19 protein-coding genes are annotated in these 24,723 nt (G+C 70.8%); 6 read left to right on the forward strand and 13 right to left on the reverse strand.

What is annotated here, in order from left to right:
- Nucleotides 1–601: 601 nt before the first annotated feature.
- Nucleotides 602–1,990 carry an MFS transporter gene (locus KGQ19_RS34775; protein ID WP_438801893.1) on the reverse strand — a complete coding sequence of 463 codons (1,389 nt, stop codon included), beginning with the start codon at nt 1,988–1,990 and terminating at the stop codon, nt 602–604.
- Nucleotides 1,991–2,226: 236 nt separating this feature from the next.
- On the opposite strand from KGQ19_RS34775, the gene KGQ19_RS34780 reads away from it, so the two are divergent.
- Nucleotides 2,227–3,159, forward strand: coding sequence for a helix-turn-helix domain-containing protein (locus KGQ19_RS34780; protein WP_212017253.1), 933 nt, complete (start codon nt 2,227–2,229; stop codon nt 3,157–3,159).
- 36 nt (nt 3,160–3,195) lie between these two features.
- Here KGQ19_RS34780 and KGQ19_RS34785 read toward each other — a convergent pair whose 3' ends face one another.
- Both KGQ19_RS34785 and KGQ19_RS34790 read right to left on the reverse strand, forming a co-directional pair.
- On the reverse strand, nt 3,196–5,262 hold the full coding sequence (locus KGQ19_RS34785) for a phosphocholine-specific phospholipase C (protein WP_212017254.1): 2,067 nt from the start codon (nt 5,260–5,262) through the stop codon (nt 3,196–3,198).
- A gap of 188 nt (nt 5,263–5,450) precedes the next feature.
- Nucleotides 5,451–6,662, reverse strand: a complete 1,212-nt coding sequence (locus KGQ19_RS34790; protein ID WP_212017256.1) for an ABC-2 transporter permease — start codon at nt 6,660–6,662, stop codon at nt 5,451–5,453.
- A gap of 159 nt (nt 6,663–6,821) precedes the next feature.
- On the opposite strand from KGQ19_RS34790, the gene KGQ19_RS34795 reads away from it, so the two are divergent.
- Both KGQ19_RS34795 and KGQ19_RS34800 read left to right on the forward strand, forming a co-directional pair.
- Complete coding sequence (locus KGQ19_RS34795; protein WP_212017259.1) at nt 6,822–7,517, forward strand: TetR/AcrR family transcriptional regulator; 696 nt, start codon at nt 6,822–6,824, stop codon at nt 7,515–7,517.
- A gap of 319 nt (nt 7,518–7,836) precedes the next feature.
- Nucleotides 7,837–8,799: a hypothetical protein gene (locus KGQ19_RS34800; protein WP_212017261.1), complete on the forward strand. Its 963-nt coding sequence runs from the start codon at nt 7,837–7,839 to the stop codon at nt 8,797–8,799.
- A 120-nt stretch (nt 8,800–8,919) separates the two neighbouring features.
- On the opposite strand, the gene KGQ19_RS34805 is transcribed toward KGQ19_RS34800, so the two are convergent.
- The 7 genes from KGQ19_RS34805 to KGQ19_RS34835 all read right to left on the reverse strand — a co-directional run bounded on the left by KGQ19_RS34805 (nt 8,920) and on the right by KGQ19_RS34835 (nt 17,989).
- Nucleotides 8,920–9,984, reverse strand: coding sequence for a DUF8094 domain-containing protein (locus KGQ19_RS34805; RefSeq protein WP_212017263.1), 1,065 nt, complete (start codon nt 9,982–9,984; stop codon nt 8,920–8,922).
- Between the two features lie 79 nt (nt 9,985–10,063).
- Nucleotides 10,064–11,710, reverse strand: a complete 1,647-nt coding sequence (locus tag KGQ19_RS34810) for an FGGY family carbohydrate kinase (protein ID WP_212017265.1) — start codon at nt 11,708–11,710, stop codon at nt 10,064–10,066.
- 101 nt (nt 11,711–11,811) lie between these two features.
- Nucleotides 11,812–12,984 carry an RNA polymerase sigma factor gene (locus KGQ19_RS34815; protein WP_307856597.1) on the reverse strand — a complete coding sequence of 391 codons (1,173 nt, stop codon included), beginning with the start codon at nt 12,982–12,984 and terminating at the stop codon, nt 11,812–11,814.
- 127 nt (nt 12,985–13,111) lie between these two features.
- Nucleotides 13,112–15,268, reverse strand: coding sequence for a DNA primase (dnaG, locus tag KGQ19_RS52215; RefSeq protein WP_212017267.1), 2,157 nt, complete (start codon nt 15,266–15,268; stop codon nt 13,112–13,114).
- A 21-nt stretch (nt 15,269–15,289) separates the two neighbouring features.
- The gene (locus tag KGQ19_RS34825) at nt 15,290–16,579 is read right to left on the reverse strand and encodes a deoxyguanosinetriphosphate triphosphohydrolase (RefSeq protein WP_212017269.1); all 1,290 of its coding nucleotides are present in this window, start codon (nt 16,577–16,579) and stop codon (nt 15,290–15,292) included.
- Between the two features lie 124 nt (nt 16,580–16,703).
- Nucleotides 16,704–17,027, reverse strand: coding sequence for an EthD family reductase (locus tag KGQ19_RS34830; protein ID WP_212017271.1), 324 nt, complete (start codon nt 17,025–17,027; stop codon nt 16,704–16,706).
- A 56-nt stretch (nt 17,028–17,083) separates the two neighbouring features.
- Nucleotides 17,084–17,989, reverse strand: coding sequence for a sigma-70 family RNA polymerase sigma factor (locus KGQ19_RS34835; protein WP_212017273.1), 906 nt, complete (start codon nt 17,987–17,989; stop codon nt 17,084–17,086).
- Nucleotides 17,990–18,046: 57 nt separating this feature from the next.
- Here KGQ19_RS34835 and KGQ19_RS34840 point away from each other — a divergent pair, with 57 nt between their 5' ends.
- Nucleotides 18,047–18,514: a DinB family protein gene (locus KGQ19_RS34840; protein WP_212017275.1), complete on the forward strand. Its 468-nt coding sequence runs from the start codon at nt 18,047–18,049 to the stop codon at nt 18,512–18,514.
- 129 nt (nt 18,515–18,643) lie between these two features.
- On the opposite strand, the gene ppdK is transcribed toward KGQ19_RS34840, so the two are convergent.
- The gene (gene ppdK / locus KGQ19_RS34845; RefSeq protein WP_212017276.1) at nt 18,644–21,364 is read right to left on the reverse strand and encodes a pyruvate, phosphate dikinase; all 2,721 of its coding nucleotides are present in this window, start codon (nt 21,362–21,364) and stop codon (nt 18,644–18,646) included.
- Nucleotides 21,365–21,716: 352 nt separating this feature from the next.
- Here ppdK and KGQ19_RS34850 point away from each other — a divergent pair, with 352 nt between their 5' ends.
- On the forward strand, nt 21,717–22,268 hold the full coding sequence (locus KGQ19_RS34850) for a YceI family protein (RefSeq protein ID WP_212017278.1): 552 nt from the start codon (nt 21,717–21,719) through the stop codon (nt 22,266–22,268).
- On the opposite strand, the gene KGQ19_RS34855 is transcribed toward KGQ19_RS34850, so the two are convergent.
- Nucleotides 22,255–22,650 (reverse strand): hypothetical protein, encoded by a 396-nt coding sequence (locus KGQ19_RS34855; RefSeq protein ID WP_212017280.1) that lies wholly within the window; start codon nt 22,648–22,650, stop codon nt 22,255–22,257. The two genes, KGQ19_RS34850 and KGQ19_RS34855, sit on opposite strands and share 14 nt — an antisense overlap.
- The gene (dusB, locus tag KGQ19_RS34860; RefSeq protein WP_212017282.1) at nt 22,643–23,782 is read right to left on the reverse strand and encodes a tRNA dihydrouridine synthase DusB; all 1,140 of its coding nucleotides are present in this window, start codon (nt 23,780–23,782) and stop codon (nt 22,643–22,645) included. The genes KGQ19_RS34855 and dusB overlap by 8 nt, the downstream gene beginning before the upstream one ends.
- A gap of 165 nt (nt 23,783–23,947) precedes the next feature.
- On the opposite strand from dusB, the gene KGQ19_RS34865 reads away from it, so the two are divergent.
- Nucleotides 23,948–24,721 carry a hypothetical protein gene (locus KGQ19_RS34865; protein ID WP_212017284.1) on the forward strand — a complete coding sequence of 258 codons (774 nt, stop codon included), beginning with the start codon at nt 23,948–23,950 and terminating at the stop codon, nt 24,719–24,721.
- Nucleotides 24,722–24,723 lie beyond the last annotated feature (2 nt).

Genomic DNA, 24,723 nt, shown 5'->3' on the forward strand with positions numbered 1-24,723 from the left:
CCTACAGTGCCGGTGGCCGGGGGTCAAGTTCGCGCCATACGAAACCGCCGCCCACCTGCATGTCCGCCGCGCGCGGACTTTACCCCCGGACACCGGTGCTGTACCCCCCGGGCTGACGACGCGACCGAGGGGAACGGACCGTAGCCACCTCTGGGACCGCCGCCGCTGAGACTGACCCGGCCACCCGAGGGAACCGCGCTAGTTTCCCTGAGGTTGCCGAGGCCCGCCGGAGGCCCGGCCCTTCACCACAGCCCTTGACCTTGACCTTGACCTTGATCTTCAGCTCTTGATCTTGCCTGTGCTGTTGATCTTGCTCTTGCCCGGACTTGCCGGTGTTGAAGAGGCCTGAGGTGCGGCGGGGTTGTGAACGCGGAAACCGGCAGCCAACAAACACACCCACCACCCCGAACCCCGAACCGGCACAACTATGACCGAAGGCCGTAAAAAGCTTTGAAAACCACAGACCAACCGCAACCCGGCCCACAAAACCCCAGCCCCAGCAAACTCTTACCCGCCAACGGATCCCGCCGACCGGCACGTCACGGAGCACATCACGAACCACATCGCGAAAACTCCCGGGCAAACGTTGCCTGATACAGCACTAGCGGCCCCTCGGCAGCGCCAACGTCGCCAAGATCGTGACCGCCAACAGCACCACCGCGATCAGCAGGCTGATGTGCAGTCCGTTGACGAAGCCGCCGTGCTGCGCGACCAACGCCCCGAACCCGGCCACCGCCAGTGCGCCGCCGGTCTGCCGGAACGAGTTGAGGACTCCCCCGGCCAGTCCGGCGCGCTCCGGGGCGATGCCGCCGAGCATCATCGCGGTGAGTGAGGGCACTGCGAAGCCGAGGCCGCCGGCCAGCGGGAGTAGCAGCAGGGCCAGGGTGAGGGCGCTGGTGTGGCCGTTGACCAGCAGGAGGATCAGCAGGCCGGCGGCGCAGCCGAGTTGGCCGAGCAGGACCGGGGTGCGGGCGCCCCAGCGGGCGGCGGCGCGGGCGGACAGGAGGTTGGTGATCGTGCACAGGACGGCGGTCGGCATGAAGACCAGGCCCGCACCGACCGCGGAGCGGCCGAGGATGTCCTGGGCGAACAGGCCGAAGACGAAGATCAGGCCGTAGTAGGCGGCGTTGACCACGAAGCCGATCGCCAGGCAGACCGCGACGACGCGATCGCGGAGCAGACCCAGCGGCAGCATCGGCTCCTTGGCGCGGTGCTCGACGACGCCGAACAGGGTCAGGGACACCACGGCCAGCAGGATGCTCGCCCAGGCCCGCGGCTGCCCGAAGCCGTCGGCGCCGCCGGAGATGACGCCGTAGGTGAGCGCGCCGAGGCCGAGGACCGCGGTGAGCTGGCCCGGCATGTCGAGCGGGGCGGGACGCTGCGCGGAGCGCGCGGTGCGGCGCATCGCGGCCAGGACCGCCAGCCCCACCGGCAGGTTCAGGAAGAAGATCGAGCGCCAGCTCACCGCGCTGGTCAGGGCGCCGCCGAGCACCGGGCCGACCGCGGTGGCGGCGGCGCCGGCCATCGTCCACTGCGCGATGGCCCGGGCCCGCACCGCCGCGTCCGGGAACGCCTGGCGCACCAGGGCCAGCGACGACGGCAGCATCAGGGCGGCCGCGCTGCCCTGCACCAGCCGGGCGCCGATCAGGAAGCCGAGCGAGGGCGCCAGGCCACAGGCGACGGAGGACAGGGTGAAGGCGACGGCGCCGCCGGCGTAGAGGCGGCTGGCACCGAGGCGGTCTGAGAACGCGCCGGCCGAGAGCAACAGCGCGGCGAACATCAGCGTGTAGGCGTCGACGATCCACTGCAATCCGGCGGTGGACCCGCCGAGGCCGCGGCCGACGGCCGGGAGGGCGACGTTCACCGCGGAGGCGTCGACGGCGATCATGACGAAGCCGAGCAGGGCGGCGAACAGGGTGAGGCGCGGCGAGCCGGCGCGGCCCGCCGCGGACGTCCCCCCGACTCCGCGCAGATCAGGCAGATCAGGCAGATCGCGCGAGTCAGCCGCTTCAGGCGCGTCAGTCCGGCGGCCGGTCCGGGCACTGGTGGTGATGGACACTTCGGTTCCCCTCTTCTGCGGGCCGCAGGTCGCACGGCCGCGATACCAAGGTCCCAGAGCGCACCCGCCGCAGGCAGGCCGCGTTGTTCAGGGGTGCGCGAGCGGGGGTGTGACAGGGCCCCCCTCATGTCTTCCGCCCCCCGGCCCGGCTTGGCAGCCTGGAAATCATGAACGAGCAGCAACCCGAACTGGGCCGATTCCTGCGGGCCCGCCGCGCCGGCGTCTCCCCGGCCGACCTCGGGCTGCCGGCGGGCCAGCGGATCCGCCGCACCCCGGGGCTGCGCCGCGAGGAACTGGCGGCGCTCGCGGGGGTCAGCATCGACTACTACATCCGCCTGGAGCGCGGAAAGGAAACGCGGCCGAGCCCGGCCGTCGTAGAAGCGCTCGGGCGGGCCCTACGCCTGGATGCCGAGGAGCTGACGTACCTGCGCGAAGTAGTGGCCCGGGCTGCACGCGGAAGCACCCCATCCCGCCCCGCAGCCTCGCGGGCAGTGCGCCCGACACTGAAGCAGATCCTGGAATCAGTGCGCCCCTGCCCGGCCTACCTCCTGGGCCGCACCAACGACATGCTCGCGACAAACCCGAGCGGCCTCTATCTGACGCCGGGCATGGCGGACTGGCCGGCCAGGAAGCGCAACACGATCCGCTACACCTTCCTGCACCCACAGGCCCACAGCCTCTGGCCGGACTGGGAGACCAAGGCCCGCAACTGTGTCGCGCACCTGCGCGCGGTCGCCGGCAGCGACCCGGACGACCCGGAGCTGGCCGCCCTCGTCGGCGAGCTGGCGGTCAAAAGCCCGGAGTTCAGCCGAATGTGGGAGCGCTACGACGTCCGCCGCGTCGGCAACGGCCGAAAGACCTTCCTGCACCCGGACGTCGGCACCATGACCCTCAGCCACGAGGTGATGGAGGTCAACCAGGCGAACGGCGCCCGCATCGTGGTGTACAGCGCCGAGCCCGGCACCCCGGACCACGACGCCATGGTGCTGCTGGATATGAAGGGCGCCGGGGCACTCGACACGGCCGGTGGTCGCGATGTCTCCGATGCCGAGGCCGGTCTCGACGCCGCCTCTGAGCGGTCCGCGGCAGCGGACATCTGAGGGGCGCCGGACCCCGCGACCTCGGTTCTGCGGCGCTCAGGCGGTGATGCTCGCAGCCCCGACCTCAATATGTCCCATAGCCCGGCGACTCCATGACGCATCACTGCTCACCGTGACCGTGAAGTCGTACCAGCCATTGGCGTACGCGACCGCATTGAAGTAGTCCGTAACCGTGGCACCGGCGGCGACGTCGTAGGTCCACGGACCGTCGGTGCGGTAGTGGTTCGCGGTGATCGTGAAGGTGACGGCGGCGGTGCCCGTGTTCGTCATCTTGAACCAGATCGCCTGCTTGCCGGTGTTCGAGGCGACCGCGTAATACGTAGTGGCCTCCGCGGTCTTGCCGGCGGCTGTGGCGTCGCCGATGAAGCGGCGCATGAAGCGGTTCGCCCCGGTGACGCTGAGGTCGTACTTGCCGTCACCGTAGTTCGCACCGACGTTGAAGTAGTCCGAGGTACTGCCGTCGGTGCCGTTGCTGTAGGGGGCGACGGTGTACTGCCACGGCCCCCCGCCGCGATAGGCGTTGGCATACGCCGCGAAGTGCGTCGCCGAAGTCGCCTGCGGGCCCTGATTCGCCATCGCGAGCCACACCAGGATCTTGTTGCCGGCGTCGTATTCGATGTGGTCGACCCAGGCGTTGGGCTGGTACGGCAGAGCGCGCGCCGGCCTCGTCCCGCCTTCCTGACTCGGCATCGAGTTGGTGGTAGGCCCCGGATTCGGCTGCGGGTTGCAGAAACCCTGCCCGATGACGGTGTCGGTGGCCGGAAGCGAGGGCAGCCCGGTGACCGGGTTCGCGAAGTCGAAGGCCCCCGTCAGGTCCCCGCAGACCTGGCGGCGCCAGGCGCTGATGTTCGGGCAGGTGGCCGGGGTGCCCAGGGCCGCGGTCCAGGTCTCCAGGAAGCGGATGACCGAGGTGTGGTCGTAGACCTGGGAGTCGACCCAGCCGCCGCGGGTCCAGGGGGAGACCACGATCATCGGGACCCGGATGCCCAGGCCGATCGGGAGGCCGTTGTAGAACTCGTCGGTGGTGCCGGCCGCCGGGGCCGGCGGCGGGACGTGGTCGAAGAAGCCGTCGTTCTCGTCGTAGTTGAGGAACAGCACGGTCGAGTCGAAGGTCGTGGGATCGGCGGCCAGGGCCTGGATCACCAGGTTCACGAAGTGCGCGCCGTCGTTCGGCGGGGCGTCCGGGTGCTCGGAGAACGCCTGGCTGGCGACCACCCAGGACACCTGCGGGAGGGTGCCGGCGAGTGCGTCGGCCTTGATCGCGGCGGCGATGTCGTCCGGGGTGGAGCCGGTGGTGGCCGGAACCGAGCCCATGCCCCGCTGGTAGAGCGCCGAGGACGGGTCCGCGCCGGAGAACTGCTTGAAGTAGGCCAGGGCATTGTCGCCGAAGTTGTCGCTCGCGTTCTGGTAGACCTTCCAGCTCACCCCGGCGTTCTGGAGCGCCTCGGCGTAGGTCTGCCAGCTCAGGCCGGACTCGTCGCCGCCGTCGTAGGCCGGTCCGCCGGCGGTCCCCTCCGGGTCGATCATGCCGGACCACAGGTAGGTGCGGTTCGGGCCGGTCGCGGACAGGATCGAGCAGTGGTAGGCGTCGCAGATGGTGTAGGCGTCGGCGAGGGCGTAGTGGAACGGGATGTCGGACCGGGACAGGTAGCCCATAGTCCGGTTGGAGTTCTTGGCGGCGATCCAGCCGTTCATCGCGCCGCCGTCCCACGCGCTGTGCTGGGAGGCCCAGCCGTGGTCCAGGCTGCCGTCACACTGCGCCAGCTGCTCCGGCGTGGTGCTGCCCGAGCCGCCGGTGGCGCTGAGCTGCCAGGGGTACTGGGTGCCGCTGCCGTCGGGCTGCTTGAAGACCGAGGCGCCGCCGGGCAGTTGGACCGTGGCGCGGTCGTCGAACCCGCGCACGCCCTGCAGCGTCCCGAAGTAGTGGTCGAAGCTGCGGTTCTCCTGCATCAGCACCACGACGTGCTTCACGTCGGCGATGGTGCCGGTGGCCGAGGCCGCGGCGGAGGCGCGCGGGGCGGCGCCGGGCAGCGATTCCAGGCCGAGTGCCGCGCCGAGCGCGGCGGCTGTGCCCAGGAACGTACGGCGGGTCAGAGGCGACACGAATTCCTCCGGGGTTGAAGGCGGCGGCGTGCCGACAGCCGCTGGAGGGGAAGCCGGCGGCTTGCTACGGCGCGGGTCACTTTCGGGTCGGCACGCAACCTATGAACATAGAGAAGATGACGCGAACGGGAAAGAGGCAAAGCGGCCTCGGTCGCGGCCGTGGGACTCGAAGTCCGTGCGCTCAGGAATCAAAGCGTTGATACCGCCAGGGCCGGGACGGGTTCGGCGCCCCGGGCGCGGCGGGTCGCGTGCACCTCGCGGCCGTGGTGCACGGCCAGGCAGCCGATCGCCCAGGCGATGAGGATCAGCAGGGAGCCGGCCAGGTGCGCGTCGTGGAAGTAGCTCGCGCCGCGCAGCCCTTGCACCGCCGCGGCCGGCGGCATGAAGTGGGCCAGCGGCGCCAGCCAGGGCGGCAGGAAGCTGACCGGCAGCGTGCCGCCGGACGTCGCGTTGCCGAGCGTCAGCAACAGGATCGAGGCGACCGGCACCCCCAGCTTGCCGAACAGCCGCAGCAACATCCCGGCCGCGCACGCCGAGGCCCAGGCCAGCAAACCCATCAGCGTGGCGACGGTGAGGAACGGGGCCGGCAGCGCCTTGGTCGCGGTGTCGGCGATCAGCGAGACCAGCACGCCGGAGACGACGGCGAAGGCCAGCGTGGCGCCGGCCCGCGCGGCCAGCGGCATGCGCGGCAGGGCCTGATGCGTCGACACCGAGAACAGGAACCCGGCGAGCACCACGCCGAAGGCCGCGTAGAACGCCGACAGGCCGCGGGTGTCGCCGGTCGAGAGCGGGTCGACGTCCTGGACGGCGACCGGATGGCCGACGGCCTTGGTCACGGTCGTCGACACGGTCTGCACCAGGCTCGGGCCCTGGGCGCCGGCGACGATCAGGCGCGGGCCTTGGGCGTCCTCGACGAGGACGGCCGGCACACGGTCGTGGGTGACCGCGTCCAAGGCGGCGACGGCGTCCGGGTAGCGGGTGAAGGTGAAGGCGCCGGGCGATATGTGGCCGATCGCGGTCTCGGTGGACGCGGCGACCTGGTCCGAGGCCGCGATCCCGATCGGCTGGCCGTGGGCGACCGGGGCGTGGAAGGCCGCCAGGTACACGCTGACGAAGATCGCGCAGATGGCCAGCGCGGTGACCAGCGGCGCGAACACGGCGCGGGTGGTCGAGCCGGCGACGGCGAGGACTCGGCGGGTTCGGCTGACGCCGGCGGTGCGGGCTGAGCGGCCCGAGCCGCCCGCACGACCCGAGCCGCCCGCACGACCCGAGCCGCCCGCGCGTCCGGCCCGGCCGGAGCCGGGAGGGCCCATGGGACGGCGGGCATGCGCTCCGCCACGCGTGCGGACCGGGGGCTCGGGGTCGGCGAAAGGCGGGGTGGCCACGGTCGGCGCGTTCATATCCACAATCGGGCTCCGATGCATGAGGCTATCTAACCGCAGGATATCCTTCACTTATTCCGACGGGTCGTGCCGTAGCCTCTGAGCAGCACCGGATCAAGGCAGATCAAGGCAGATCGAGGCCGGATCAAGGCGGATCGAGGAAGGACGCGGGCACCGATGACCCCAGCCGCACCGAGCGACGGCACCGGCCCCCAGCTGCGCGCCGACGCCGCCCGCAACCGCGCCCGGATCCTGGCCGCGGCCCGCGCCGCGTTCCGGGAGCGCGGGACCGCGGCGCCGCTGGACGAGATCGCCCGGCGGGCCGGCGTCAACATCGCCACGCTGTACCGGCGCTTCCCCGACGGCGAAGCCCTCATCCGCCAGGTCGTGATCGACGGCTACACGGTGCTGCTGCGCGCCGCGCAGACCGCGGTGCGGGAAGCCTCCGACGGGGCGCTGCCGGCGATCGAGCACTGGCTGCTGGGCCTGGTGGCCGAGCGCGAGATGCTCGTACTGCCGCTGATCGGCGGGCCGGTGGTGAACGACGCCGAGGCCCTGGCCATCCAACGAGAGCTCGGCGGACTGCTCGACGAGCTGCTGGCCACGGCCCGCGACCAGGGCGCGATCCGGCCCGACGTGACCGCCGCCGACCTGACCACCACCGTGGCGCTGGCGTGCCGGCCGCTGCCGCACCTCGACGCGGCCACCGGCCAGGTGCTGGCCGAGCGGCACGTCCGGGTGTTCCTCGACGGGCTGCGCCCGGGTCCGGACCCGATCAGTCCACTGCCATCGGGCCCCACGCTGGACGAAGTCCTCGCCCGGGTCTACGCGGACGGTCCGACACCGACACCGGACAACACAACCCAACGCTGAGGCCGATCGGCCTCGCGGTCACGCCTCCCCGGCACCGTGTGACGCATGTGACGTAAGTGACGCAAGTGGCCAGCTGGACGTGATGGACAGGCCTTTACCTGTTCTTGGCATCTTTGACCCGTTCATTCCTCGACCACCCCGGCCCCCGGCGCTACCGTCCCTCGCAGTGGGTTCAGCGAGCTGACATCAACTCTCTGATCCCTGGCTCCACCCGGGCGGACCATCCCGCTCCGCCCGGATCCCCACTTAGCCGTCACCCTGTCGCGGGCCCACCCCTGCCTGCGCATTTTCTCGGGTGCGGCGGAATGGAGTACTGGGAATGAGCGAACGGAACCTCGCCTCGCGCCGGCTCCGCCGGGGCCTGGCGGCGATCGGCGCACTGGCGCTGACCGTCGGCCTGGCCGCGCTGAGCGGTGGCACGGCGTCGGCGACGACGCAGATCGCGCAGCAGGCCAAGCACCACAAGCCGCAGCCGCACGGGCGGTTCGGCATCGTCCCGATGCGGTCGGCGTCGACAGCGTCAACAGCGTCGGCGGCCTCCCGGGTGCACACCTTCTCGCCGGAGTCCGGCGGCACCGGCGGCCCGCTGAACTACGGCGGCGGCCCGGTGCAGCACAACGTTCAGGTCTACCTCGTGTTCTGGGGTAACCAGTGGGACAGCGACTCCAACGGCGTCGAGAGCTACATGCAGAACCTGTTCAGCGGCCTGGGCACCAGCTCGGACTCCTGGTCCACGGTCACCAGCCAGTACACCGACAGCTCCGGCTCCGGCCCGACGTTCGGCGGCGCGGTGCTGGCCGGCACGTGGGTGGACGACGCCGGCGCGGCACCGCAGTCCGCCGCGCAGTCGGACATCGCCGCCGAGGCGGAGAACGGCGTGTCGCACTTCGGGATCACGCCGACCAACGACACCCAGATCGTGGTGCTCAGCCCGTCCGGGACCAACCCCGACGGGTTCCCGAACTCCGGGTTCTGCGCGTGGCACGACTACGACGGCACGGTGTCCTACACCAACATGCCGTACGTCCTGGACGCCGGCAGCAGCTGCGGCGCGAACAGCGTCTCCAACCAGCTCGACGGCTTCAGCATCGTGGAAGGCCACGAATACGCCGAGTCGATGACCGACCCGCAGCCCTCCTCGGGCTGGGTGGCCAGCGACGGTGAAGAGGACGGCGACCTGTGCGCCTGGTACAACCTGGGCTCGGTCAGCCTGTCCACCGGTTCGTTCGCGATGCAGCCGACGTGGAGCAACTCCGCCAACGGCTGCGCGATGTCGGGCTGAGCGACCGCTAGCACGATAAGTACCCTGAGACAGGTGCGATGAGCACGCCGGAGTCGGCCCCCATGCTCGGGGGTCGGCTCTGGCGGCGCATGTCAGGTCCCAGCGAGAAGCGTGAAAGCCTCAGTGCACTGCGACCAGCCCGCCGTACTGGGCGATCTTCTGAACCTTCGCCGCCTTGTCCGGCGGGTCGATCGCGGCGACCGTCCACAGCGAGTCCGCGGTGTACCCGTCGCTGAAGCTGTCGGTACCGGCGACCTTCGCCCAGCCCTGGTCACCGAAGGTGAAGGTGCGGCCGGACTGCGAAATGCGCATGGACAGGCGTGTTCCGTACAGCACCAGTTCGCCGCCGTCCTGGAGCGGCAAGTACGTCGGCGGCGGGGTGGGAGCCGTGGTCACCGTCAGCGCCGCGGTGGCCGGGGAGACATCCTCGGTCATGCCCTGGATCCAGCGCTGCTCGGCGGTGGTCGGGTCGTCGCTCAGGAACGGCGATCCGGGCTGGCCCGCGTTGTCGTCGGCGAGCATGGTCCGGTCGGCGGCGGCCAGGTCCGCCGGAGCGAGCAGCAGATTGTTCTGCTGGGTCCCGTGGTAGTCCAGCAGCCCGTCCGGGCCCGCGGCGAACGCCGGCCACTGCCGGCCCGAACCCAGCGCCACCGTGATGTCCACCAGCCAGGGCGCGCCAGCTTGATCCTGCGTGAAGTGTAGGAGGTAGGAGCTGTTGGACACGCCGGAGGCCACCGCGTCCGTCGTGACGAAGAACCCGCGCGGATAGGTGGTGGCGGGAACGCGGTAGAACACCGTGTTGGTGTACGTGGTCGGCACCTTGGCCTGTTTCGCCCGGTCGCCGCCGATTCCCTGGTCGTAGACCAGGGTGGCCTGGTCCAGGGCGAGCTGCGACCCGCTCTCGATCTTCGCCATGGCAGCGGTGTCCAGACCGGCGTTGGCGGCGTTGTTCGCGCTCTGATACGCCTTCAGCGCCGCCGCGGCGTCGGCCTGGGACACCGTGGTGTCCGGCGGCGGTGTCGCGGTCGGCGAACCCTGTTGGCCCGAGGCGACCGACGGGGCCGTCGACGCGGCACCTCGACTGGGGGTCATGGTGCCGGAGACGTTGCCTGGTGCGGCTTTCGCGGTGCCACCCACCGTCCCGCCGGTGGAACAGCCCGCCAGAGCCAAGCCCAGAACCAGCACGGTCGCCGTTCCTCTGTGGTCGGCCGTTCCCCGCCTACGCATATCGCTCCCTGCACTGTCCTCATGCGGAGAGCGCAGGTTACTGCGGCAGCACGCCCGCCGGGACGGTATTTCCTACGCCATTCCCGCCGGGTGCCGCGGGCGTCGGGTTCGTCGGGTTCGTCGGCGAAGGCGGCGCGGTCAGAATCCCCATGGACGCCAGCGTCGCCTCCCGCGCCCCGGCGAACTGCGCCCGCACCCCGGCCCCGATCCCGGCCTTCGCGTTCGGCGAGTCCTTGAACATCGCGGCCTCGTTCCACGTCGGCGGGGCCTTGGGCGCCTCGCCGCCGGGCGCCGTGGAGGCCGCCAGCACCCACGCCGCCTGCCGGGCCGCGCCGATCGCCATGATCTCGCTGCCGCCGAGCATCGCCGCGCCGGTGGGCCGGCCGGAGCCGGGCTTGGGCACGCCGGTGGCGTCCAGGGCGGCGAACACGCCGGTGGACGTGAGCCCGCCGCCGGGGCCGTCTTCAAAGGAACCGGAGACCGCTACCGCGACCGGGACGCCGAATATCGCCGGGGCTATCAGCCGCACCGCGTCCAGCCGCGCGCCCTTGCCGGTGAGGATGACGCGCCGCAGCGGCGTGCCCACCGAGGCCATCTGCGCGGCCAGCGCGTCCAGGCCCTCGGCGATCCCGCACAGCAGTCCCTCCACGGCCGCCCGCGCCAGGTTCGGCGCGGTCATCCGGGCCAGCCGCAGCCCGGTCAGCGAGCCGGGCTGGCCCGCGGTCGGCGGCACCAGCACCACACCCTGCGCGCCGGGCGTGGACTCCAACGCCTGCCGCGACAACGTCTGCAGATCCACGCCGGTCATCTTCGCCGCGGCCTCCAGCGTCGGCATCGCCTCGCCGGTGCGGGTCATGGCCAGGAAGCCGCCGGTGGCGTCGGCGAACCCGGAGACGATGCCGCTGGGGTCGGCCACCGGCCGCTCCAGACCGCCGGCGAACAGCGTGCCGGTGGCGCCGATGCTGATGACCACGTCGCCGGGTTCCGCGGACAGGCCGAGCACCTGCGCCATCGCCGATCCGGTGCCGGGGGCCACCAATACGCCCGCGCTGGTGGTGCCGGCGGGCTCGACCGGGCCGAGCACCCGCGGCACCGCGACCTCGCGGCCGAAGGCGTGGGTCAGCAGGGCCGTGCGGTAGTCGTTGGAGAAGGGCGACCAGTAGCCGGTGCCGGAGGCCTCGCCGCGATCGGTGACCGGGCCCGCGACGCCGCCGAGCAGCAGCCAGGTGAGCCAGTCGTGCGGCTGGAGCACGGCGGCCACCCGCGCGGCGTGCTCCGGTTCGCGCTGGGCCAGCCAGCGCAGCTTGGCTATCGGGAAGGCGGCGGTCGGCACCGAACCGACCGCGGCGGCCCAGGCACCCGGGCCGCCGCCCTCGACGACGAGGTCGTCGGCGGAGTTCGCGGCGCGGAAGTCCGTGGACATCAGCGCCGGGCGGACCACTCCCCCGGCGTTGTCCAGGGCGACCATGGCCTGTCGCTGTCCGGAGACGGCGACCGCCTGCACTCCGTCCAGTATGTCGCCGTCACACGCTTTGACCAGTGCGTTCCACCACTCGTGCGGGTCGTCGTCGGCGGCGGCCGCGTGGGCGACCGCCGCTTTGCGCATCACTTTCCCGCTGAGGGCATCGCAGACGACGACTCGAGTGGTGCTGGGCGAGGAATCGATACCCGCGACGATCGGCATGACGCCAGATCATGCCGTATGCGCCGCGCGCCGGAAACCGCCTCGGCACCAACTGTTTCGCCGCATTCGCAGTGATTCAGTCACCTGACGGTGACCCACCGCTATCGGAGGTAGTCAAGCAGCTGATCGGCGTAGGTGTGTCCGCGCAGCTTGGCCAGGGTCTTGGCCTCGATCTGCCGGATCCGCTCACGGGTGACGCCGAAGGTGCGCCCGATCTCCTCCAGGGTGTGCGGCTGGCCGTCGGTGAGCCCGTAGCGCAACTGCACCACGCGCTTCTCCCGCTCGCCGAGCGTCGACAGCAGCGCGTCCAGGTGCTCGCGCAGCATCACCACGGCGACCGAGTCGGCCGGGGAGACCGCGTCGGCGTCCTCGATCAGGTCGCCGAGCGCCACGTCGTCCTCCTCGCCGACCGGGGCGTGCAGCGACACCGGCTCCTGGGCCAGGCGCAGCACCTCCACGACCCGCTCGCAGGCCACGCCCAGCACCTCGGCGATGTCGTCCGGAGAGGGCTCGACGCCGTTCTCCTGCAACAGCCGGCGCTGCAGCCGCACCACCCGGTTCATCAGCTCGACCACGTGCACCGGCACCCGGATGGTGCGGGCCTGGTCGGCCAGCGCCCGGCTCATGGCCTGCCGGATCCACCAGGTCGCGTAGGTGGAGAACTTGTAGCCGCGGGTGTAGTCGAACTTCTCCACGGCCCGGATCAGACCGAGGTTGCCCTCCTGGACCAGGTCCAGGATCGACATGCCACGGCCCAGATAGCGCTTGGCGATGGACACCACCAGCCGCAGGTTCGCCTCGATCAGCCGGCGCTTGGCGGCCTGGCCCTCCAGGACCAGGATGGCCATCTCCCGCCGCAGTTGCGGCTTGAGGTTGGTCTCATAAGTCAGCTTCTCCTCGGCGAACAGACCGGCTTCCACGGCCTGTGCGAGTTCCACCTCCAAGACCGCGTTCAGCAGCGGCACCCGACCGATTTCCCGCAGATACTGCCGGAACAGGTCACCGGCCGGTCCGGCGGAATCGGCCCAGGCGTTGACCTTGTGGTCGGCCTCTGCTTCCTTCTCCGGCTCGGTCTCGGCCTCTTCCTCCAGCACCGCTTCGAGCTCTGCGATCTCCGGTGCGGCCGGGCCGGGCATCCGCAGGGAACCGAGGGCTTCCGGGTCGTCCAGGACCACTGCGGTCCTGGGTTCGGCCACGGACGAGGAAGTCGGGTGGGGGGTCGGCGCGAGGGTGTCGAGGAGGGCCACCGGTCCCTGTGCGACAGCACTGTTCACGACAAGCTCCAAGTGGGGGGTTCGCGACGTCTTCGCCACACGCTTACCCCGCGTACCGCTGAGCTATCCCAGATAACGGAAACTGAACCAAGATCAGTGTTCCACGCCGGTCACGAAACCGTGACCGTTATGAGACTTCCGCCAGGCCACGCTTGTATTGCTCCAACGCCACCAGTTCACCGAAGAGTTTGTTGTATTCCTCTTGACCGGTAACCGGATTCAGCCGTTGGAGTTTGGATCTCACGTCCTTGATACGGCGGTCGACGGTGTGGATGCGCACCCTTGTCATGACTTCGGCGACATACCGCTCGTCAGCGGCGCCGCGGACGTTGACCCGCTCGACGGTGAGCTCGGTGATCAGGCCGCGGATGGCGTCATCAGGGGCCTGATCTTGGATGCGGCCGGTCCAATTGTTGTCATTCACGGCGGTACATCCGCCGGCGCCGTGCACCGCCGCGCAGACCGCGGCATAGGCGGGAACGGTGAACTCCTCGGGTGCCAGGCCGTCGAAGGTGGCGCCGGCCAGTTGCGGGAACTGCAACGCCATCTTCAACGCCTCGCGCTCGGCACCGGCGACCGGATCGCGGGGACTGGGAACGGTCGCGGCCTCGGCGCCGAACAGGCCGGCCGGTTCGTTGCCGTAACCGCCGCCGCCGTTACCGCCGTAGCCGCCACGGTTTCCGCCCCCGCCGTTGCCGCCATTGCCACCGTAGCCGCCACGGTTGCCACCGCGATCGCCCCAACCGCCGTCCCGGCCGTCCCGGCCACCGCCGCCGCGCCCGCCCGGACCGTCCTGGCCGCGACCGCCCGCATAGCCGCCCTGGCCGCCGCGCCGGTTGTTCGAGCCCTGATTCCCGCGGCGGTCGTTCCAGTCGCCGCCACGGCCGCCGCCGGCCCCGTAACCGCCGGCCCCGGCGGCATCGGCGGCGGCCGCGGCGTCGGTACGGCCGCCGGAAGCCGCGACGAGCCGGCGCACCGCGGGCCGCACTTCCGGTTCCTCCATCCCGAGCCAGCCGGCCAGCTGCCGCGTGTAGTCGCTGCGCATCGCGGCATCGCGGATCTTCGCCACGATCGGAGCGGTGGCGCGCAAGGCGTGCATGCGGCCCTCGGGCTCGTCGAGGTTGTGCTTGGCCAACTCGGCGCGGATCACGAACTCGAACAGCCGGGTCCGGGTGGCGACCAGTTCGCGCACCGCGGCGTCGCCCTTGGCCAGCCGCAGATCGCAGGGGTCCATCCCGTTGGGTTCGACGGCGACGAAGGTCTGCGTGACGAACTTGTCCTCGTCCAGATAGGCGCGCATGGCCGCCTTCTGCCCGGCCGAGTCGCCGTCGAAGGTGAACACCACCTCCACACCGAGGAACTGGTTCCGGTCGGCCAGCAGCCGTCGCAGCATCTTGATGTGGTCTTCGCCGAACGCGGTGCCGCAGGTGGCCACCGCGGTCGGGACCCCGGCCAGATGGCAGGCCATCACATCGGTGTAGCCCTCGACCACGACCGCGCGCTCCTGCTTGACGATCTCGCGGCGCGCCATGTCCAGGCCGTACAGGACCGAGGACTTCTTGTAGATCGGGGTCTCGGGGCTGTTGAGGTATTTCGGGGTGTCCGGGTCGTCGGTGAGCCGGCGCCCGCCGAACCCGATGACGTCGCCGGACAGGTCGGCGATCGGCCACATCAGCCGGTTGCGGAAGCGGTCCATCGCGCCGCGCCGGCCCTCGGAGGCCAGACCGCTGGTCAGGATCTCCTTGTCGGCGAAGCCGCGGGCCCGCAGGTGCCGGACCAGCATCTCCCAGGACTCCGGCGCGTAGCCGACCCGGAAACGCTCGATCGCCGTCGGGTCGAAACCGCGTGAGCTCAACAGCTCACGGGCGTGGACGGCGGCCGGCGTGGCGAGTTGGTCCACGAAGTACTCGGCGGCGACCTTGTGCGCCTCCAGCAGCCGGGTGCGCTCGCTGCGCTCGCCCTGCTTCGTGTAGCCGCCCTCGGTGTAGCGCAGTTCGATGTTGTACTGGCCCGCCAGGCGCTCGATCGAGTCCGTGAAGGAGAGGTGGTCGTACTCCATCACGAACTTGATCACGTCGCCGCCGACGCCGCAGCCGAAGCAGTGGTAGAAGTTCTTCGCCGGGCTGACCTGGAAGGACGGGGACTTCTCGTCGTGGAAGGGACACAGTCCCTTCAGGTTGCCGCCGCCGGCGTTGGCGAGTTGCACAACGGCGCCGACGACATCGACGATCGAGGCCGCCCTGCGTACTCGCTCGATATCGTCGTCATTGATCCGTCCGGCCACGAAGAAAGCTTATCCGGGCTGTCAGACCGTTCCGAGTCGCGTGCTCAGCGCGTACGCGGCGTCATCGGTGAGTGACGCGACCTGGTCCACGACCACCCGCAGCCGGGTGCAGTCGTCCGCGGCCTCGGCGTACCAGGCGTGGAAGGCCGGCTCCAGGTGCTCCGGCAGCGCCGACAGCCCTTCGACCAGGCCGGTGACCAGCTCCCGCTGCCGGCGGCGGCGCTCGCGGGCGTCGTCGCGCTGCATCACGTAGCGCGCGGTGATCGCCTTGAGCAGCGCGCACTCCAGCCGGGTCTGGCGCGGCACGACGAGGTCGGCGGCGTACCGGGTCAACGGGCCGGCGTCCTGGCCGATGTCCAGGCCGGCGGCTTGGGAGGCCGCGGCGCGGGTCGCGGCGGCCGCGGATTGGCAGAACCGGCCGATCAGGCTGCTGGTGGCGTTCTTCAGCGCGGCCTGCGCGGCGAACGAGCCGTCGTAGTCGCCGGGCCAGTAGTCCAGGGCTTGCAGCCGGGCCAGAGCTTCGGAAAGTTCAGGCGCGCTCGCTCCCGACGCGTAGCGGATCTCGGTCAGCTCGAAGAGCTCGGCCTGCTCGGTCAGCGACAGCAGGGTCTTGGGGACGAGGAAGCCGGCGTGCAGCGCGTCCTCCAGATCGTGTACCGAGTAGGCCACATCGTCGGACCAGTCCATCACCTGCGCCTCGAAACAGCTCCGGCCGAGCACCGCGCCGTGCCGCATCCACTCGAAGACCGGCTCGTCGTCGGCGTAGACGCCGAACTTCCCGGTGCCGCGCGCCTGGCCCTCGGCCAGGGTCCACGGGTACTTCGTCGCGGCGTCCAGCGCGGCCCGGGTCAGGTTCAACCCGCCGGGCTCCCCGTTCGGGCCCATCGCCTTGGCCTCCAGCCGGACCAGGATCCGGAACGACTGCGCGTTGCCCTCGAAGCCGCCGCAGTCGGCCGCGGCCAGGGCCAGCGCCTCCTCGCCGGTGTGGCCGAACGGCGGGTGCCCGAGGTCGTGGGCCAGGCAGGCGGTCTCCATCAGGTCCGGGTCGGCGCCCAGCTCCTTGCCGAGCTCGCGGCCGATCTGCGCGCACTCCAGGCTGTGCGTGAGCCGGGTGCGGGGGCTGTCCAGGTAGGCGCCGTACGCCGAGTCGTTCGAGCCCGGCGCCACCACCTGGGTCTTGGCCGCCAGCCGGCGCAGCGCAGCGCTGTGCAGCACCCGCGCCCGGTCTCGTTCGAAGGCCGTCCGCCACTTGTTGCTGGGATGGTCCGGCAGATGTCGCTGCCGGTCGGCGTCGGTGTACGCATCGCTCACGGCCCCACGGTAACCCGTGCGGGCCAACAGGAACTGAAGACTCGGCGGCGGGGCGGCTTGCTCGACGACGCGGCGGCCCCGGGAAGGTTGTCCCGGGGCCGCCGTTTGCGGTGTGTCCTTCTTACTAGAGCAGTTCCTCCTGGGCGCCGAGGATCATGGACCGCGCGGCGGCGTTCTGCGCCATGCCGGTGGCGTCCTCGGCGCAGGCCTGGCCGGCCGGTGAGGCGAACGCGGTGCGCAGCTCGTCCATCGAGTCCCAGCGCAGCTCGGCGATCCGGTAGTAGGGCTCGCCCCGGACCGGCTGGGGGTCGTCGGTGATGGCGTAGGAGCGCAGGCCGGGGAGCTTGCGGGCGAGCGGGATGTGGACCTCGCGGTAGTGCTTCTCGAAGGCCTCGGGGTCGGTCGGCTGCTCCCAGAGGAAGAGGAAGCGGACGGGGGTGGTGGTCATGACGGGTTCCTCTCGGTCGGTGTCTCGCCTGTACATACCGGCGGCACCGGCCGGACTCATCGCGGCAGGCCGAAGATCTCGAACAGGGCCGGGTCGGCGAACACGACGTTGGCGGTGACCAGGCCGCCGACGACGGTGAAGACTTGGAGGGTGTGCGGCTTGTGGGTGCCGGCGGCGGTCGGGGCGTAAGCGGCGAGCGCCGGCTGGCCGTTGGCGGTGGTCGGCACGGCGCGCCAGCCCGGACCGTGCATACGGAAGACGCGCTCCATGAACAGCCCGTAGTCGTCGCGGCCCCGGTACCAGAGCGGGACCGGCGGCATCTCCATGATCACGTCGTCCGCGAGCAGCTTCACCAGGGCCGGGACGTCGGCGGCCTGGAAGGCGTGGATGTAGCGCTCGATGGTCGCGTGCCGCTCGGGGTCGGGGGTCTCACGGACGTCGGTGGCGTCGCCGAGGCTGCCGACCGCCGCGCGCGCCCGCTGCAACGCGCTGTTCACGGCGGCCACGCTGGTGCCGAGCTGCTGCGCGACCTCGGCGGCGGAGAAGTCGAGGACGTCGCGCAGCACCAATGCGGCCCGCTGCCGCGCGGGCAGTTCCTGCACCGCGGCGATCCAGGCCAGGCGCAGGTCGGCGCGGGCGTCGGCGTCGAAGCGGGCGTCCGGGAACGGCTCCAGCCAGGGGACGTCCAGCGCCGGCTGCAACGCCGCCTCGGTGTCGCGGCTGGGCGCACCGAGGCCGGACGGCAGCGGGCGGCGGCCGCGCGATTCCAGCGCGGTCAGGCAGACGTTGGTCGCGATGCGGTAGAGCCAGGTCCGCAGCGAGGCGCGGGCCGGGTCGAAGCGGTCGCGGGCCTTCCAGGCCCGGAGCAGCGTCTCCTGGACCTGGTCCTCGGCGTCGTGGACGGAACCGAGCATGCGGTAGCAGTACGCGGTGAGCTCCGCCCGGTGCGCTTCGAGGTCCACTGGTTCAGCCTACGGATGCCCCACCCACTGCGGCCACGCGAAAGCTAGGTTGCGGGCATGAGCGATCTGGGTCCGCCCGCCGTCGTCGCCGGGGAGAAGGAGACGCTGCTCGCCTTCCTGCGCTATCTGCGCGAGGCGATCATCCGCAAGGTCGAGGGGCTGCCGGACGACGTCGCGCGCCGCCCCGGCGTCCCCTCCGGCACCAGCCCGCTGGGGATGCTGAAGCACCTGTCCGGCGCGGAGCTGGTGTGGCTGGAGTGGGCATTCCTCGGCCGGGACCCGTTCCCGGACACTTCGATGGAGGTCGCGGAGACGGACACCGTCGCGAGGTGCGTGGCGGCCTACCGCGCGGCGACGGTGCGGGCCGACGCGCTGTGGGCATCGCTGGACGACCTGGACGCGGTCTCGGTGCGCGAGGACCGGACGCTGCGCTGGATCCTGGTGCACACGGTCGAGGAGCTGGCGCGGCATGCCGGGCAGCTGGACATCTTGCGGGAGCTGATCGACGGGGATGTGGGTCGGTGAGCGCCGCGAGACCTGCGGGGTCTGCGCTTGCGCTACCTGCGGTGTCTGCGAGGCCAGAAGCGCCGGCAAAATAAAAAGCGGCCGGGCGCCCCGAAGGACACCCGGCCATATCACTGTCGACTACCTACCTTACCGGGAATCGCTCGCCTCCGACTCGATCGCCGCCCGGGCCGCCTCCAGCCGCGCCACCGGCACGCGGAACGGCGAGCAGGACACGTAGTCCAGCCCCACCTCGTGGAAGAAGTGCACCGAGTCCGGGTCGCCGCCGTGCTCGCCGCAGACGCCGAGCTTGAGCTCCGGGCGGGCCTTGCGGCCCTCCTCGACGGCGATCTGCACCAGCTTGCCGACGCCCTCGCGGTCCAGGGTCTCGAACGGCGAGACGCCGAAGATGCCGCGCTCCAGGTAGGCCGAGAAGAACGCGCCCTCGACGTCGTCGCGGGAGAAGCCCCAGGTGGTCTGGGTCAGGTCGTTCGTGCCGAAGGAGAAGAACTGCGCGGCCTCGGCGATCTGGCCGGCGGTCAGGGCCGCGCGGGGCAGCTCGATCATCGTGCCGATCAGGCTGCGGACGTCGGCGCCGGTGCGCTCCTTGACCTCGTCCAGGACCTGCTGGGCCTCGTCGCGGATGATCTCCAGCTCCTGGACCGCGCCGACCAGCGGGACCATGATCTCCACCCGCGCCACGCCGCCGGCCTTGGCGACCTGCGCCGCGGCCTCGGCGATCGCGCGGACCTGCATCATGAACAGGCCCGGGATGACCAGGCCCAGGCGAACGCCGCGCAGGCCCAGCATCGGGTTGGCCTCGTGCATCTTGTGCACGGCCTGGAGCAGCCGCAGGTCGCCCTCGTTGTGCTCGCCCTGGGCCTCGGCCACCGCCACCCGCACCGACAGCTCGGTGATGTCCGGCAGGAACTCGTGCAGCGGCGGGTCCAGCAGGCGCACGGTCACCGGCAGGCCGCCCATGGCGGTGAAGATGGCGACGAAGTCGTCGCGCTGCATCGGCAGCAACTCGCCCAACGCCGCCTGGCGCTCGGCGTCGTCGTCGCCGGCCAGGATCAGGCGCTCGATCAGCGCCCGCCGCTCGCCGAGGAACATGTGCTCGGTGCGGCACAGGCCGATGCCCTGCGCGCCGAAGCGGCGGGCGCGGGCGGCGTCCTCGGGGGTGTCGGCGTTGGCCCGGACGTAGAGCCGGCGGCGCTCGTCGGACCAGGTCATGATCCGGTGCACGGCCTTGACCAGGTCGTCGGACTTCGGCGAGTCGGCGCCGAGCCGGCCCTCGAAGTACTCCACCACCGGGGAGGCGACGACCGGGACCTCGCCGAGGTAGATCGCGCCGGAGGTGCCGTCGATGGAGACGACGTCGCCCTCCTCGACCACCTCGCCGCCCGGCGCGGTCATCCGGCGGCGCTTGGTGTCCACGTCCAGCGACTCCGCGCCGCACACGCAGGTCTTGCCCATGCCGCGGGCGACGACCGCGGCGTGCGAGGTCTTGCCGCCGCGCGAGGTGAGGATGCCCTGCGCCGCGATCATGCCGTTGAGGTCGTCGGGGTTGGTCTCGCGGCGGATCAGGATGACCTTCTCCCCCGAGCGCGACCACTTGACCGCGGTGTAGGAGTCGAACACGGCCTTGCCGGACGCGGCGCCCGGGGAGGCGTTCATGCCGGTGGCGATGCGCTCGGTCTTGGCGTTCTCGTCAAAGCGCGGGAACATCAGCTGCGCCAGCTGCGCGCCGGTGACCCGGTCCACGGCCTCGTCCGAGCTGATCCGGCCCTCGTCGACCAGTTGGACGGCGATCCGGAAGGCGGCGGCCGCGGTGCGCTTGCCGACCCGGGTCTGGAGCATCCACAGCTTGCCGGACTCGATGGTGAACTCGATGTCGCACAGGTCGCGGTAGTGCTCTTCCAGCTTGGCCATGATGTCGGTGAGTTCGGTGTAGGACTTGGGGTCCAGCGAGCCGAGCTCTTCGAGCTGCATGGTGTTGCGGATACCGGCGACGACGTCCTCGCCCTGCGCGTTCTGCAGGTAGTCGCCGTAGACGCCGGTCTGGCCGGACGCCGGGTCGCGGGTGAAGGCGACGCCGGTACCGGAGTCCATGCCGAGGTTGCCGAAGACCATGGAGCAGATGTTGACCGCGGTGCCCAGGTCGTTGGGGATGCGCTCCTGGCGGCGGTAGAGCTTGGCGCGGTCGCCGTTCCAGGACTCGAACACGGCGCGGATCGCCAGGTCCATCTGCTCACGCGGGTCCTGCGGGAAGGGGCGGCCGGCCTCCTTCTCCACGATCGCCTTGAACGCCTCGACCAGGCCGCGCAGGTCCTCGGCGCCCAAGTCCAGGTCGTTCTGCGTGCCCTTGGCGTGCTTGGCGGCGTCCAGGGCCTCATCGAAGTGCTCGCCGTCGATGCCCAGCACGGTCTTGCCGAACATCTGGATCAGCCGGCGGTAGGAGTCCCAGGCGAAGCGCCCTGTCTCTCCACCATCCTCAGCACCCGCCGCCTGGGCGGCCAGACCGTGGACCGATTCGTCGTTCAGTCCGATGTTCAGGACCGTGTCCATCATCCCCGGCATGGAGAACTTGGCGCCGGAGCGGACCGAGACCAGGAGCGGGCCGTCGGCCTGGCCCAGCTTCTTGCCCATCTTCGCCTCGAGCGCGTCGAGGTACTCCGATACCTGCTCCCGGAGTTCGGGCGGCTCCTGACCCTGCTCCAGGTACACCCGGCAGGCGTCGGTGGTGATCGTGAAGCCGGGAGGGACCGGCAGCCCGAGGTTGGTCATCTCGGCGAGGTTGGCACCCTTGCCGCCGAGCAGGTCCTTGAGGTCCTTGTTGCCTTCGGTGAAGTCGTACACGAACTTCGGCACGCAGATACTCCCTGACTGATCTGTGTGGCACACACCGCGGCGACGACGGGACGGAACTGAGGGGGGTGTCCCGCCGCACTGCCCTGACGCTGCGGAGCGTAGCGCGTCGGCCGGGCGTGTTCGCCTGGGCTATACCCCGATTCAAGCGTTTCGTTCCTGTGAGCCGCCTCACCCGGGGGTGCGGGGGCGCGTGGCGCCGGCGCGCGGGGCGGGTCACCCGTGCGGACCCCGCCCGGAATCGCGGGGAATGAAAGTACCGCAGGGTGTGCTGTGGGGGACGATAGGTTAGTTGAAGCCTCAATCAAGATCCTCGGCGCCCGTGCTCCGAGCCCAGCAGGAGGAAGCAGCCACAATGAGCACCGACTACGCGTCCCTGACCGGCGATTACACCTTCGATGTCGCACACAGCTCGGTCGGGTTCATCGCCCGGCACGCCATGGTGACCAAGGTGCGCGGGGGCTTCAACGAGTTCGAGGGCGAGGTCCACCTCGACGGCGCGAACCCGGAGAAGAGCAGCGCCACCGCCACGGTGAAGGTGGCCAGCGTCGACACCCGCAACGAGCAGCGCAACGGCCACCTGCTCTCCGGCGACTTCTTCGAGCAGGAGAAGTACCCGGACATGACCTTCAAGTCCACCGGCATCACGCCCAAGGGCGAGGACCAGTTCACCCTGCGCGGCGACCTGACCGTCAAGGACGTCACCAAGCCGGTCGACTTCGACGTCGAGTTCCTGGGCACCACCGTGGACCCCTACGGCAACACCCGCATCGGCTTCGAGGCCAAGACCACCGTCAGCCGCAAGGAGTTCGGCATGACCTGGAACGCCGCCCTGGAGACCGGCGGCGTGCTGGTCAGCGACAAGATCCAGATCGAGCTGGAGATCTCGGCGATCAAGCAGAGCTGAGCCGCCCGATCACCGTACGGAGCGCCGGGACCGCCTGGAGGGTCCCGGCGCTCTTTTTTGTCGTGCGGGCTTTGGTGTGCGGGCTTTGGCGCACGAAGCTTTGTCGTGCGGGTTCGGGCCGAAGCCGCACGACGGCAAGGCTCTCGGCGACGGCCAGGCCGAGGGCCGCGCGGGCGTCGGCGGCGCTGACCCGACCGGAGGAGTCGCCCGCGGCCTTGCGCGCGGCAAAGTCCGCGACGGCCAGGCGATCCTCCAGCTCTTCCAGCTCCGAGGCGCTGATCACTATCGCTGCCACCCGGCCGTGGCCAGTCAGGGCGATACGCTCGCGACCGAACCAGGTCGCCCGGCACCGGCCGGGCATCGAGCAGCGCCGCTCACCCACCCGAGTCCTCCATCTCCGCGCCGGCCGGCACGGTGTCGTCGTCCCGGTCGTCGAGCCAGCCGTAGGGCAGCGTGACCTTGCCCGGGGAGTTGGTGCGGCCGCGGGGCTTGCCGAGGGTGTCGGTCGGGAAGGGGGTGGCCGGGTCCAGGCGGGCGAAGAAGGCGTCGAGTTCGGCCAGGGAAGAGGACATCGCCAGGCCGCGGCGGATGTCGCCGCCGACCGGGAAGCCTTTGAGGTACCAGGCCACGTGCTTGCGGAAGTCGATGACGCCCTCGCGCTCGGCGCCGAGCCAGGAGGACAGGAGTTCGGCGTGGCGGCGCATGGTGGCCATGACCTCGCCGAGGTCGGGGAGCTTGCGTTCGGTGCGGCCCGCGAACGCCGCCGCGAGGTCGGCGAACAACCAGGGGCGCCCCAGGCAGCCGCGTCCGACCACCACGCCGTCGGCCCCGGTCTCGCTCATCATGCGCAGCGCGTCATCGGCTTCCCAGATGTCGCCGTTGCCGAGGACCGGGACGTCGAGTTCGTCCTTCAGGGCCTTGATGGCGGTCCAGTCCGCCTCGCCGCTGTAGCGCTGGGCCGCGGTGCGGCCGTGCAGCGCGACCCAGGCGGCGCCGGCGTCCTGGGCGATGCGGCCGGCCTCCAGGAAGGTGTGGTGCTCCTCGTCGATGCCGATGCGCATCTTGACGGTGACCGGGATGCCGGCCGGGGCCGCGGCTTGGACCGCGGCTTCGACGATCTGGCCGAACAATCGGCGCTTGTAGGGCAGAGCGGCCCCGCCGCCCTTGCGTGTGACGCGCGGAACTGGGCATCCGAAGTTCATGTCCACGTGGTCGGCCAGGTCCTCGGCGGCGATCATCTCCACCGCCTTGCGGACTGTGACCGGATCCACACCGTACAACTGCAGGCTGCGCGGCTTCTCGTCGCCGGCGAAGGTCACCATGCGCAGGGTCTTCTCGTTCCGCTCCACCAGGGCGCGGGTCATGACCATCTCGCAGACGTAGATCCCGGCTCCGTGCTCGCGGCACAGCTGGCGGAACGCCACGTTGGTGATGCCGGCCATCGGGGCGAGCACCACGGGCGGCGCAACGGGCAGGGAGCCCAGAGTGAGGTTCGGTTTGTCTGGGGAAGTCACCGTTCCAGGATCCCATAGCACGACGGGACACCCGTTCGGATATTCCAGTCGGCCTTAGGACAACCGGCCCGTTAGTCTGAACGTCATAAGGAAAGAGTTAAGAAACCGGCGGGGGGACCGCTGGAACAGCAGAACAGCGGGTGGGCGAGAGTGAGTGGAGAAGTGGTGAGAGCCAACCGCACCGGCGCCAGCGGTGCGGACGTGAACGGCCCGCGGGGGCGGGGGCCGGAACGCGGGCGCGACAAAATGGCGACCGGCCTGTTGGCCGGTGCGCTGGGGGTGTTCATGGCGATCGGGATCTCGGCGTGCAACACGAACCCGCACGCCGCGGACGTCCCGCCGCCGTCGACCGAGAACCAGCCGGCGGCCAACGGCCAGAGCCCGGACACCGAGTCGAGCGCGCACCACAAGGCGCCGCCCAAGCCGGGCATAGTGCTGCCCAACACGATCCAGGTGCTCTACGCGACCACGCCGGCATTCCAGGACCTGACGCACCACATCGTGCTGTGGAACGCCTCGCAGGCGTACAAGGCCATGTACGCGGCGGCCTACCAGCCGACACAGGCCGCGACCGCGGACCTGAAGCGCTACTGGACCGGGACCGGATACGAGTACGCGCACGCCTGGGCCCAGCAGTGGATCGACACCAAACACCAGCCGGTGGGCTTCACCGTGCTGTCGAACGTGGTGGTGGAGAACCTGACCCCGGAGCAGGCCACCGTGGGCTTCTGCGAGGACCTGTCCGGCGTGGTGAGCGGCAACGTCGCGACCCACACCCCGGGCAAGGCCCTGCAGCCGAAGAACTCCCTCGGCAACCGGGTCGAGTACAGCATGGTGCCGACCGGCGTGAAGGGGCAGTGGCAGGTGAACGGGGAGTCGATGGCCCGGGCCTCGGCCATGTGCCCGCCGCCCGGCGCGCAGAAGAAGCACCATCACTGAGC

Source organism: Catenulispora pinistramenti (assembly GCF_018274385.1).
GTDB classification, from domain to species: domain Bacteria; phylum Actinomycetota; class Actinomycetes; order Streptomycetales; family Catenulisporaceae; genus Catenulispora; species Catenulispora pinistramenti.

Bases quoted from the DNA above. Each gene is read 5' to 3' on its own strand.
- KGQ19_RS34780 (WP_212017253.1), top strand. From the start codon at position 2,227: ATGAACGAGCAGCAACCCGAACTGGGCCGATTCCTGCGGGCCCGCCGC.
- KGQ19_RS34790 (WP_212017256.1), bottom strand. From the start codon at position 6,662: ATGAACGCGCCGACCGTGGCCACCCCGCCTTTCGCCGACCCCGAGCCC.
- KGQ19_RS34795 (WP_212017259.1), top strand. From the start codon at position 6,822: ATGACCCCAGCCGCACCGAGCGACGGCACCGGCCCCCAGCTGCGCGCC.
- KGQ19_RS34800 (WP_212017261.1), top strand. From the start codon at position 7,837: ATGAGCGAACGGAACCTCGCCTCGCGCCGGCTCCGCCGGGGCCTGGCG.
- KGQ19_RS34810 (WP_212017265.1), bottom strand. From the start codon at position 11,710: ATGCCGATCGTCGCGGGTATCGATTCCTCGCCCAGCACCACTCGAGTC.
- KGQ19_RS34830 (WP_212017271.1), bottom strand. From the start codon at position 17,027: ATGACCACCACCCCCGTCCGCTTCCTCTTCCTCTGGGAGCAGCCGACC.
- KGQ19_RS34840 (WP_212017275.1), top strand. From the start codon at position 18,047: ATGAGCGATCTGGGTCCGCCCGCCGTCGTCGCCGGGGAGAAGGAGACG.
- KGQ19_RS34850 (WP_212017278.1), top strand. From the start codon at position 21,717: ATGAGCACCGACTACGCGTCCCTGACCGGCGATTACACCTTCGATGTC.